This is a genomic window from Shewanella morhuae (assembly GCF_003028295.1).
GTDB classification, from domain to species: Bacteria; Pseudomonadota; Gammaproteobacteria; order Enterobacterales; family Shewanellaceae; genus Shewanella; species Shewanella morhuae.
This window is the reverse complement of record NZ_PYSG01000002.1, coordinates 1,891,215-1,903,789: the sequence shown is the minus strand read 5'-3', so window position 1 is coordinate 1,903,789 and position 12,575 is coordinate 1,891,215. Positions and strand designations below refer to the sequence as shown.

The following is a 12,575-nucleotide window of genomic DNA, read 5'->3' as shown; positions in this document are numbered from 1 at the left end:
CTATCAAGTGATAAAGTATTAAATAGAATTAGTCTTACTTAAAGTTAGTTATTTACTGCTTAATATTGCTGTTTTTTCCATCGTTTTAAATTGCAGCGGGAAGTAGTGTGCTAAATAGCGTAGTGCGACATAGACAACCACTAAGGTCGCGATCACCAGTTCGAATTCCGCTAAGTATTTTAACCATGCGCTTAACTCCCCCATATTACTAAATTGCGCTAACCAGGTTGTGGTTTTAAAAAGTGCCGTGGCTCCGATAACCATTGGGAAGGTAAATGCGGCGTAGCCAGGGCTAAAAGGTAATTTCAATAGATGAAAGAAAGCCAAGTAGATAACGCTAGTCATCAAAATAGCGACACTGAGCAGTAAGGCCACTAAAGGAATCGAGGGGTGTTCGCACACCGTCAAATAACCCGCCAGTGACAAACTCGCTGGGGCTGCCAGAATCGCAATAGTGGGTTTAGCCGCATCGGGTATCGCTTGACAGAAAATAAGCCGATAGAGCATTAAAGGCAGCATGACTAAGTAAGACAACATACCGAAAATCAAAATAGCATTCACTAGCCATTGGTAATCCGATACGGGGAAAGATACCGCCGCGACGATAATACCAATAGGGGGCACAAACCAACTGGGCACCATGTGTTCGAGTTTAAAATCAATGGCACGATAGTAGATAAATGCGCCTAAGAAGATCAGATGAATAGCGATGGCTGTAAGCCATAATGCTAAGCCTGTATTAGGAAAATAGTCGCCCAATGATTTAGATACCACCATCAGCCCCATGGCGAAAGTAGGGATCACGCTACCAATCACTGGGTGGCTGAGCTCTTCTTTTAAAATATTTGGATGCAGTACAAATTTACCCATGAGCAATAATAGTAAAATGGAAGCAATGATTGCCCCTGTTACTTGACCTGCGCCATTAAGTGAAGGCGTCATGTTCTCCCAAGTCCAACCTAAGCTGGCAATAGCGAGTGCGAGTCCTGCAATAGGACTGGGAAGTTTAGCTGCCTGTGATGTCCAGTGTTTACGTCTTGAAGTCATTTTAAAACCCTCTCAATACCAATGGCTTAACATAGCTTCGATAGGAGCGCTGTTTTGATATAGTGATTATACTAAGGGTATCAATGGTAAAAAAATTTGATTAATGTTATTCATTAATTAAATTTTTCTTACTATAAAGGAGTGGCAACTGATTTTTATAACGTATGGAGGATGAGCAATTTGTATAGCAGGTGTGTGCTTTAAGCTAAGGCTATTGATGTGAGCACTATTTTGTTTGATGTCGTGTAATTAGCACATTCTTTAGGTGTGAGTTTGCGTAATGAAATAATAGACATACCCCGCCCAAGCCGTAGCTGAGCGGGGTAAGGACGATAGGTATCGATTACTGCACGTTTTCTTCGTCGCCAAATTGGCCTTGGAATAACACGGTAGATAAATAGCGTTCTGCTGCTGATGGCAGAATAACCACAATTGTTTTACCCGCAAACTCAGGTAATGCAGCAATCTTATTGGCAGCCACTACCGCAGCGCCAGATGATATACCCGCTAAAATACCTTCTTCAACCATTAAACGACGTGTCATCTCAATGGCTTCATCGTTGGTGACGGCTTCGACACGGTCAATCAACTCTAAATCTAAGTTGCCAGGAATAAAGCCTGCACCAATACCTTGGATTTTATGTGGTCCAGGTTGAATAGGCTGGCCTGCCAATGTTTGCGCAATAACAGGTGAATCCGTTGGTTCAACGGCAACGGTAGTGATGGTTTTGCCCGCTACTCTTTTCAAGTAACGGCTTACACCCGTGATAGTGCCGCCAGTACCCACACCTGCAACAAACACATCTACTTCACCATCGGTATCATTCCAGATTTCTGGACCTGTGGTTTTTTCATGTATTTCTGGGTTTGCAGGGTTATTAAATTGCTGTAATACAATGTATTTTTCAGGAGCTGATTGACGAATTTCTTCTGCTTTATCAATTGCTCCTTTCATGCCTTTGGCGCCTTCTGTCAGCACAACATTCGCACCAAGTGCTTTGAGCAGCTTGCGACGCTCTAAACTCATGGTATTTGGCATTGTTAGGGTTAATTTGTAACCACGAGCTGCAGCAACATAGGCCAGCGCAATACCCGTGTTACCTGATGTAGGTTCGATCAGTTCATGATCTTTAGTGAGCAGGCCTTTTTTCTCGGCATCCCAAATCATATTGGCACCGATACGGCATTTTACACTGAAACTTGGGTTGCGTGCTTCGACTTTGGCCAGTACGTTACCTTGGCTAACACGGTTTAAACGTACTAACGGAGTATTACCAATAGTATATGAATTATCTTCGAAAATTTTGCTCATGGATTGCTTGCTCCTATGTTTTCACTATTGAATCATAATCGGCTGTAGTATTTTTAGAAGTGATTGTTTGTTCTTCGTTATGCCATTTAGTTATTAAAGCATCTACTGTTATTCGCTAAGCCTGATTGGTAGCCTGTTTATACTGTTCCATTATTTTACCGATAACAAAGTATTGTTGCATTTTAAAGAGTAACAGACAGATGTACGCGTTAGTTTACTGAACACGGCTATTGGGGGAGATTGGTCGACAACAGTTCCAAGATAAGAATCTTCAATAATCGTGATAGACTTAGCACAAATAGCTAAAAAGTAACGATTATAGCAGCAAGCATAGGTTGCACATTATGGCAGCATATTAAGATCATGCCAGTGCCTACGAGTGATGCTATTGCTGCTCAACTTATAACAAGCACCCGTTTGGAGCATCTATGAAACAAGTCGTGATTTCGGGAAGTGGCTTATTTACGCCGCCCCACAGTATTTCAAATGCCGCCTTGGTTGAGAGTTTCAACGCCTATGTGGATATTTTTAATCTTGAAAATGCTGGCTCAATTGAGCAAGGCCATGTGGCAGCTTTATCTTACTCATCAAGTGAATTTATTGAGAAAGCCTCAGGCATTAAGCACCGCTATGTGATGGTGAAAGAAGGTATTCTCGATCCTGAGGTGATGATGCCCTTGATCCCAGAGCGCAGCAGCGACGAGTTATCCATGCAGGCTGAAATTGGGGTTGAAGCGGCATTGATGGCGCTTAATAATGCCAATCTTAAGGCGGAGCAGATTGATTTAGTGATTGTTGCCTGCGCTTATACGCAGCGCGCCTATCCCGCAATGGCGATTGAAATTCAACGTGCGTTAGGCACTCGTGGTTACGGTTACGATATGCAGGTGGCTTGTTCATCGGCGACGTTTGCCATTGTTGCGGCGACGAATGCCATTGCCACGGGTTCAGCCTCAAGAGTGTTAGTGATAAACCCTGAAATTTGTTCAGCGCAGGTGAATTATCGTGACCGTGACAGCCATTTTATTTTTGGAGATGTAGCAACAGCGTTAGTGTTAGAAGAGCAAAGTTTAGCGCAGTCGGACAATGTATTTAAAATCCTCTCAAGCCGCTGTTTTACGGATTACTCAAACAATATCCGCAGTAATTTTGGTTTCTTGAATCGTTGCGATCCCAGTGCTGCCCATCAAGCCGACAAACTGTTCCATCAACAAGGTCGCAAAGTGTTTAAAGAATTGCTGCCGATGATTTATCAGCATCTGGATGAGCATCTGGCAGAACAAGCATTAACGCCGCAGTCCTTTAAGCGTTTATGGTTGCATCAAGCTAATATCAATATGAATCAGTTTGTGGTGAAAAAACTGTTAGGGGACGATGTGTCACCAGAACAAGCGCCAGTGGTATTAGATGAATACGCCAATACTGCATCTGCGGGTTCTGTGATTGCGTTCCATAAATACTCCAGCGACTTTAAAGCGGGTGATTTAGGTCTGTTGAGCTCGTTTGGTGCGGGATATTCTATCGGCAGCATCATTTTACAAAAGAGCTAATGCACCGAACCGAGCGTAAACAGTTTTCACTTTATGTGTAGAAAGTATAAATAAAATGTGTAGAAATAAAAAAAGCCTCAATTGAGGCTTTTTTGTTATTTCATCCGTCACTTACTCTGGCGCAATGGCGGCGTTTCGATAGGTTTCGCGGTACTTATCCACCCACATGGCAGTCGCGCCACAAATGGCAACGGGCATCACAATAAAGTTCACAATAGGGATCATCGAAAATAATGTCACTGTGGCGCCAAAACTAAAGCTGGTACCACGGGTTTGATTCAACGCAAAGCGCATATCCTTAAAACTGACTTTATGGTTATCAAAGGGATAATCGCAGTACTGAATCGCCATCATCCAAGCGCTAAACAGGAACCATAAAATCGGTGCTAGCGTTTGTCCCACCATCGGTACTAAAAACAGCAACAAAAACACCAGTGCCCGGGGGATATAATATTTAAGCTTTATCCATTCTCGGCCCAAAATACGTGGCAAATCTTTGATTAAATCGATACCTGAGCCGGTGTTCAGTGGCTTACCGGTTAATAACTGCTCGACTTTCTCCGCTAATAAGCCGTTAAACGGGGCGGCGAGCCAGTTCATCACTGAGCTAAACACAAAGGCGAGCATTACCAGCATGGTGGTCACGGCGAGCGGCCAGAGTAAAAAATTTAACCAACTCAAATAGTCAGGGATTTGTGCATTCATCCAAGTGAATAGCGTATCTAGCTGGCCTATTGCTACATAAATGACGCCGGCAAATAGCAGTAGATTAATCATTAACGGGATAAATACGAAAGTCCGTAAGCCCTTGCGTTTGATTAAACTAAAACCATCAAAAAAGTAGTTAACACCACTTTTAACGGGGAAGGGAGCGGTGGTTTTCTGTGTCATATTGTCTTTCCAAAAAGTTGAGATACAGATAACTGCGATTGTGAGCAACTCATCGTCAGATAACAAGCTAAAAACCGCATGAATTCAATAAAAAGCGTTACAAAATGCCGCTCGCTTTGTTAAAGTTAGCCACAGAATGCATTTGCACCACTTAGGCCATTTTTAGGCCAAACTTCAGAGACGTAATCACTGGCACCATGAGATTAAAACAGATAAAACTTGCCGGCTTTAAGTCATTTGTTGATAGCACAAAAATTCCTTTTTTGCAGGCATTAACCGCTATTATTGGCCCAAATGGCTGTGGTAAATCGAACGTAATTGATGCCGTGCGCTGGGTATTGGGCGAAAGTTCGGCTAAAAATCTACGTGGCGATTCGATGAGCGATGTGATTTTTAACGGTTCAAGCGCACGCAAACCTGTCTCTATGGCGGGTGTTGAACTCATTTTTGAAAACAAAGACGGTCGCCTCGCGGGTCAATATGCCAGTTATGAAGAAATTGCCGTTAAGCGCCAAGTCAGCCGCGATGGCGAGTCTTGGTATTTTCTCAATGGTCAAAAGTGTCGCCGTAAGGACATTACCGATTTATTTATGGGCACAGGCCTTGGCCCCCGTAGTTATGCGATTATTGAACAAGGCACGATTTCACGACTGATCGAATCAAAACCGCAAGATTTACGTACTTTTATTGAGGAAGCCGCAGGGATTTCTCGGTACAAGGAGCGTCGCCGCGAAACTGAAAATCGTATCCGCCATACCCGTGAAAACCTCGAACGCTTGGGAGATATTCGCAGTGAGCTAGGTAAGCAGCTTGATAAGTTGGCGCAACAAGCGACGGCTGCTAAGCAATACCGCGAGCTGAAGCAGGCCGAGCGTAAGACCCATGCTGAACTTCTGGTGATGCGTTATCAAGAGCTGCAAGCGCAAATGACGAGCTTATCTGAGCAGATAAGTAGTATCGAAGTACAGCAAGCTGCAGCGCAGTCATTAGCGCAAACCGATGAGCTGCAAACAACTGAGCTACAAGTACAGCTTGCGCAATTAGCTGAGCGAGAACAACGTGCGGTCGAAGCCTATTATCTGACCGGCACCGACATCGCCAAGTTAGAACAACAATTACAAAATCAACAGCAGCGCGATGCCCAGCTTGAAACCCAATTAAGCCAAGTGAAAAACCAAATCCTACAAAATACTGACAAGCTCAACGGCTATAAAGCGAGCCTTACTGGGTTAGAGTTTGAGCTTGCTTCGCTTGGGCCGCAGCATGATGAGCAGCAAGAAATCATCGACGAGCTGCAATCCCAATGGGAAATGAGTCTAGATCGTAGCCAGCAGCAAACTGAAGTTGCGCGTCAACAGGCGGTTGAGGTTGCACAAAATAAGTTGCAGCTTGAGCTGCGCCGCAGTCAGTTAGCGCATCAGCAGCAATTATTACAGCAAAAACAGCAGCAAAGCAGTGAACAACGAATACAACTCACGGCCTTGCTGGATAGTGATTTGCCATCGAACATTGCACCACTTGAGCAGGAGATTGACGGTCTTCACAATGCGCTTGCACTGCAAATTGAGGCTAACCAGCAACAAGAAGCTTTGGTAAGTGCAAATACGCAAGCCTTAGATGAAGCCCGCCACAGCACCGAACAAATTCAGCAACAATTAACCGCGACTAAAGCACGCCATGAATTGGTTGAACAGTGGTTAGCAAAGCAGGAGCAACAAAGCGATAAGCCGCAGTTATGGCAAAGTTTAAGCGTTGAAAATGGTTGGGAAACTGCCGCCGAATTGGCCTTGAATGGGTTATTGACCTTGCCTGTAGGCGTTGTTGAAACCGAAATAGGTTTTCAGGCGTTGGGGCTGCAATCAACCAAAAGTGAGTTTTTGCAGGCTAAGGTCAATCTCGCGCCTTGGTTAACTGGCCTTAAGTGGGTAACAGATATCCATGCGGCTAAGCAATTGCTACCTAAACTAAAAGTCGATGAGCGGATAGTCACTGCCGATGGTTATCTACTGGGGCAAGGCTTTTTAATCAGCAATATAGAGGGCGGCCAGTCACTGGTACAGCTCAGTAAAGAGCAAGCTCAGCTAGCGCAAAATATTTTCGATTTACAACAAGATTTGCATAAGCAGCAAGCTGCGATGACTGAACTTGCGGCAATGTTACAGCAGCAAAGACAACAATTGACCGACGGCGCGCAAAAACATCATCAATTACAGTTAGACAAAGCCACTAAGTCAATGCAGCTCAGTGGCTTAACTGAGCAATTAGCCGCGCGAGCAGAGCAGTTAAATCAACTCGAAGCTATGTTAAGCCGCAGCATGGTTGAAGTTGAGAGTTTGTCTGCACATTTAGAACTATTAACTGAACAAGAGGTCGAACTCGATGAGGCGCTGCTGGCAAGTGTCGATATTCAGCAACAGCTGAGTCAAGACTCTCAAGCCGATAGCGCGCGTCATCAAACATTAAAAACACGCATTACTGAGGTTGAGCGCCAGCTATCGACACTAACCGTAAATCTGCAAGCAGTAACCATGCGCATTGCGGTGAGTACGGAACAAATTGAATTACAGCAAGTTCGCGTTAATGAATTGATTCATTCTCGTGAAGCACTATTAGCTGAACTGGCTCAAATTGCGCAATTGAATGGTGTGCAAAATAGTGTGCAGTTGACGGGGCAATTAGCATTATTACTCAAGCAACAGCATCAGCAGCAACAAGGATTAAAAGACGTCAGGCAACAACAAAGTTCTCTTACTGAGGCATTAAATCGTATAGGAATAAAGCAAAAACAAGAACTTGGTAAGCTTGAGGGCTTGACTCAAAAGCTGAGCACGTTAAAGTTACGTCGTGAAGGTATAAAAGGTCAGGCCAATAGTCAGCTAGCAGCCTTACAAGAACAGCAAATTGTATTATCTGACATTCTTGAAAACCTACTGGTTGAGGCTCATCCAGACCGCTGGCAACGTGATTTAGATCAAATACGGGAAGATATTATTCGCTTAGGTGCCATTAACCTTCCAGCGATCGAAGAATTTGAACAGCAAAGTGAGCGAAAATCTTATCTTGATCATCAAGATGACGATTTAAATAAAGGGCTTGCTACGCTAGAGGAAGCGATTCGTAAGATAGACAAAGAAACCCGAAGCCGTTTTAAGACGACATTCGATTCAGTCAACGAAGATCTCGGACGCTTGTTCCCTAAAGTATTTGGTGGTGGTCGGGCATATTTAGCCTTAACCGATGATGATTTACTGGAAACCGGCGTCACCATTATGGCGCAGCCACCGGGTAAGAAGAACAGTACAATCCATCTTCTTTCGGGTGGAGAAAAAGCATTAACCGCTTTATCATTGGTATTTGCTATTTTTAGGCTGAATCCAGCTCCCTTCTGTATGTTAGATGAAGTGGATGCGCCTTTAGACGATGCCAACGTGGAACGTTTCTGTCGCTTACTGAAAGAAATGTCACAAAGCGTACAATTTATATATATCAGCCATAACAAAATAACCATGGAGATGGCTGATCAACTCATAGGCGTAACTATGCACGAGCCCGGTGTATCTCGTATAGTTGCGGTAGACATAGAGCAAGCGGTGGCAATGGCCGACGCTGGATAACTAGAAGAAAAACAGGGTAACCAATGGAAGATTTGCAACTGGTATTATTCGTTTTAGGCGCCATCGCCATAGTTGCTGTGCTGGTGCACGGATTTTGGTCTATCAGGAAACAACAACCTAAATCATTAAAAGATAGCCCTATGGGCAATTTTTATAAAAAACAATCGGAATCAGGCGAGCCACAGCCTAAACGAATCGATTCAGAAGGATTTGATGCCGATGGCATAGGCTCAGTACGAGTTCGCAAGGCGGGTGAGTTTTCGCCTAATAATGATGCTCCAGCAGTCAATCCTTATTTAAAACCGGATGTGAAGCTAGAGCCTAAACTAGAGCCTAAATCGGCAGAGTTTAAAGCAGGGTTAACTACTGAAGCTAAGCATGAGTCTATGCAAACTCAGCGCGATTTTAGCTTACAGTCTCCTGTAGAGCACCGTGGCCCGAAAGTGTCGCGTCAAGAGCCCGTTGTTAATACGCAAGCGCCGTTAATGGGTCAATCCCATGCTGCCATTGTGGCGCAAAAGGCGGCAGAACAAGAATATGCCAAGCGCACAACTCCGCAGCAAACGGCTCTATTTGATGAGTCCGATGATAAAGATACGATTCAAGAACCTGCTGTTCAAGAAACTGTTGTTCAAAAACCTGCCGCTGTTGAGTCGGTTGCTGAAGAAAGTTTAGGCGAACCACGTGACGTATTAGTTTTACACGTTGTTGCAAAAGATGGCCTACAACTAAACGGCGCTGAACTACTTCCATGTTTCTTAACCTTAAATTTTAAATATGGCGATATGAATATTTTCCATCGTCATGTGGATAACGCAGGTAACGGTGAAGTCTTATTCTCGATCGCGAACATGTTAAAGCCGGGTGTATTTGATCCCGATAACATGGAGCAGTTTACGACTCAAGGTGTGGTGTTTTTTATGACCTTACCTTGTTATGGTGACGCTCTAATGAATTTTTCTATTATGCTTAATTCTGCGCGTCAACTGGCAGATGATATCGATGCCGTTGTACTTGATGGCCAGCGTTTACCTTGGGGCGAATTTACTAAGCAAGATTATTTACACCGCATTCGCGCCAACTGTTAAAACGATATTAATCTATTAATGAGGCCGCAATCGCGGCCTCATTTATTGCTGTCTACTTTTGTGATTTAAAAATCTGGATAAACCTATGCAAGACATTCAACTCGATAAACTCCTTTCTGACACGGTAACCGCTGAAAATGCACAGCAGGTGATGCAGGCGCTCGGCCAATCACTGAACGAGCACAATATTCGTTACTATGTGGATGATGCCCCAAGCATCACAGATTCTGAGTACGATAGGTTGATGCAGCGTTTATTGGAGTTAGAAGCGCTATATCCGCATTGGGTTTCCGCTGATTCACCGACTCAAAGAGTGGGCGGGTTGGCGCTGGCAAAGTTTGCTCAGATAACCCATCTCAAACCGATGTTGAGCTTAGATAACGCTTTCGACGAAGCCGATTTCAGTGCATTCCATAAACGTGTTACTGATAAAGTCGGTGATGTGAGTTTTTGCTGTGAGCCAAAATTGGATGGTCTTGCCGTGAGTATCTTGTACCGCAATGGGGTGCTTGAGCGAGCGGCAACCCGCGGCGATGGTAGCGTAGGTGAAGATATTACCGAAAACGTCAAAACGATCAAATCGATACCGCTTAAATTACGTGGCCAGGATTATCCTGAACTGGTTGAAGTGCGCGGCGAGGCTTTTATGCCTAAAGCAGCCTTTGAGGCACTCAATGATAGAGCGCGTGCTAAAAATGAAAAACTGTTTGTTAATCCGCGTAATGCAGCGGCTGGGAGCTTACGTCAACTTGACAGTAAAATTACCGCGGCGCGTTCTTTGGCATTTTATGCTTATGCCTTAGGCGTCGTTGAGCCTATCTCTCATCCACTAGGTCAAACTCATTTTGAGCAATTACAGCAGCTTAAATCTTGGGGTTTACCAGTAAGTAGTGAAATCAAGGTTTGTACTGAGTTAAGCCAAGTCTATGACTACTACAAAGACATACTAACTCGTCGTAGTGATTTGGCCTTTGAAATCGACGGCGTGGTGATGAAGGTTAATGATATTGCCCAGCAGCAAGCTTTAGGTTTTGTTGCAAAATCACCGCGTTGGGCAATTGCTTATAAGTTTCCTGCGCAAGAAGAGATGACCGTACTTGAGGGGGTTGATTTTCAAGTGGGACGTACGGGCGCAGTTACGCCTGTCGCACGTTTAAAACCGGTGTTTGTAGGCGGCGTAACAGTATCGAATGCTACATTGCACAATGCTGATGAAATTGCCCGTTTAGGCGTCATGATCAAAGACACTGTGATTATTCGCCGCGCTGGTGATGTGATCCCGCAAATTGTTGCGATAGTACCAGAACGTCGTCCTGACGATGCGCTTGCGATTGAGTTTCCCGAAAATTGCCCTGTATGCAACAGCTTAGTTGAACGTCTTGAAGGTGAGGCTGTTGCTCGTTGTAGCGGTGGTTTATTCTGCGAAGCGCAGCGTAAAGAAGCGATTAAACATTTTGCCTCGCGTAAGGCACTCGATATTGATGGCATGGGCGATAAAGTTGTCGAGCAATTAATTGATAAAGAGTTAGTTCAAAGCCCTGCAGATCTGTTTAAACTCACTGCCTCGATGATGACGATGCTTGACCGCATGGGCATGAAATCGGCAACCAATTTAGCCGCTGCAATTGAAGCGGCCAAAACGACCACACTTGCACGGTTTTTATATGCTTTAGGTATTCGTGAAGTTGGCGAAGCCACGGCGGCAAGCCTTGCCGCGCATTTTGCCAGTTTAGAGGCTTTGCGTGCTGCTACCGTTGAACAATTAACTGCAGTAGAAGATGTCGGCACTGTTGTTGCTCAGCATGTGGTTCACTTTTTTGCCCAGCCCCATAATCTCGAAGTAATTGATGCCTTAGTTGCTGCGGGTGTGCATTGGCCAGCGATTGAAGCGCCAAGTGCCGATTCACAGCCGCTTAAGGGCCAAACATGGGTATTAACGGGTACCTTAAATCAGCTCAATCGTAATGACGCTAAAGCACAACTGCAGGCTCTGGGAGCAAAAGTCGCGGGTAGTGTTTCAAAAAATACCGATTGCTTAGTGGCGGGTGAGGCTGCCGGTTCAAAGCTTGCTAAAGCACAAGAACTCGGGGTAAAAGTAATTGATGAAGATGGCCTTTTAGCACTCTTAGCTGCTAATACTTGATGGGTGAGTCAGAGAACGTCTGGCTGAGTATTTTTATAGGCTAAATATTATTCGCTGTTGGGTATTAGAATAGTGCTTTATTTTAAGGCACTATTTTGAAAAACTCATTTCAAAGAACTATTTTTAGCCGTTTGAAATATATAAAAACACGGCCAATTTTATGGCGAGTACGATTGAATTTGCTGCGGTTGCTACCATCATGATTAACATGTATATGCTGTTTTTTGCTCATTGGAAATTAATTTGAATTTTAGTCACATCACTTGGCTCGATGACAAAGGGCATATTAAACCGCCGATATTTCTTTATATTCTATTAGCTTACCTTGCGCGCGGTTGGTGCATTTTTATTGCATCGCTGACTCAAATGAATGACCGCTCTGGGTTGGTCAGAATTTTTTATCCTGAAAAATCAGATTTTTTATTGGCACTGGCAGCTGGTCTGGGCGCCGTATTGATTTATCTGGTGGTGATTGCTGAACGTCGCCGTTCGCTCCAATGGTTAATCCCAGTTTTTGTGCATTTGAAGTGGGGATTGTGGCTATTATTAATGCTTGATGCAGTCTTGCTCGGACAGAGGCTGCTCCATAGTCAGTTTTTGTTCCATTGGAGCTTGGCATTAGATGCTTTGATGTTGTTCTGGTCCAGCATATACCTACTCAAATCGAAACGACTGAGTTATTACCTTGATGATTGGATTAAAGAAGATAAAACTAAACTTTAGTAATAATTATCTAGGTTATTGTTATAGCTGAATTTAATCATTCTTTGTCTCAAGTATTATATGTTTGCCCTCTATTCAATCTGCATTATGCCTTTATTTGGCGGTTCTAATTTTTAAATAATCTATAGTTATATGTACTTAGCTTAAATGTGCAGGATCAATTAACTGATATGTCATCAGTTAATTGATAGCATCACATTTGGAAGG

At 43.9% G+C, this 12,575-nt stretch carries 8 protein-coding genes; 5 read left to right on the top strand and 3 right to left on the bottom strand.

All coding sequences use genetic code 11. From position 1 onward, the window contains the following. Positions 1–48: 48 nt before the first annotated feature. The gene (locus C9I43_RS08810) at positions 49–1,047 is read right to left on the bottom strand and encodes a TDT family transporter (RefSeq protein WP_076500002.1); all 999 of its coding nucleotides are present in this window, start codon (positions 1,045–1,047) and stop codon (positions 49–51) included. A gap of 343 nt (positions 1,048–1,390) precedes the next feature. After that, positions 1,391–2,359, bottom strand: coding sequence for a cysteine synthase A (gene cysK / locus C9I43_RS08805; RefSeq protein ID WP_076500004.1), 969 nt, complete (start codon positions 2,357–2,359; stop codon positions 1,391–1,393). 428 nt (positions 2,360–2,787) lie between these two features. On the opposite strand from cysK, the gene C9I43_RS08800 reads away from it, so the two are divergent. Further along, complete coding sequence (locus tag C9I43_RS08800; protein ID WP_076500006.1) at positions 2,788–3,909, top strand: beta-ketoacyl-ACP synthase III; 1,122 nt, start codon at positions 2,788–2,790, stop codon at positions 3,907–3,909. A 111-nt stretch (positions 3,910–4,020) separates the two neighbouring features. Here the strand turns inward: C9I43_RS08800 and cysZ are convergent, their stop codons facing one another. Next, on the bottom strand, positions 4,021–4,800 hold the full coding sequence (gene cysZ / locus C9I43_RS08795) for a sulfate transporter CysZ (RefSeq protein WP_107883196.1): 780 nt from the start codon (positions 4,798–4,800) through the stop codon (positions 4,021–4,023). A gap of 197 nt (positions 4,801–4,997) precedes the next feature. On the opposite strand from cysZ, the gene C9I43_RS08790 reads away from it, so the two are divergent. The 4 genes from C9I43_RS08790 to C9I43_RS08775 all read left to right on the top strand — a co-directional run bounded on the left by C9I43_RS08790 (position 4,998) and on the right by C9I43_RS08775 (position 12,368). Continuing rightward, positions 4,998–8,414 (top strand): chromosome segregation protein SMC, encoded by a 3,417-nt coding sequence (locus tag C9I43_RS08790; protein WP_107883195.1) that lies wholly within the window; start codon positions 4,998–5,000, stop codon positions 8,412–8,414. A gap of 23 nt (positions 8,415–8,437) precedes the next feature. Beyond that, positions 8,438–9,502 carry a cell division protein ZipA gene (gene zipA / locus C9I43_RS08785; RefSeq protein WP_107883194.1) on the top strand — a complete coding sequence of 355 codons (1,065 nt, stop codon included), beginning with the start codon at positions 8,438–8,440 and terminating at the stop codon, positions 9,500–9,502. Between the two features lie 85 nt (positions 9,503–9,587). Next, positions 9,588–11,645 carry an NAD-dependent DNA ligase LigA gene (gene ligA / locus C9I43_RS08780; RefSeq protein WP_107883193.1) on the top strand — a complete coding sequence of 686 codons (2,058 nt, stop codon included), beginning with the start codon at positions 9,588–9,590 and terminating at the stop codon, positions 11,643–11,645. A gap of 243 nt (positions 11,646–11,888) precedes the next feature. Beyond that, a complete protein-coding gene (locus C9I43_RS08775; RefSeq protein ID WP_107883192.1) occupies positions 11,889–12,368 on the top strand; it encodes a DUF2919 domain-containing protein in 480 nt (159 codons plus the stop codon). The last annotated feature ends 207 nt before the right edge of the window (positions 12,369–12,575 follow it).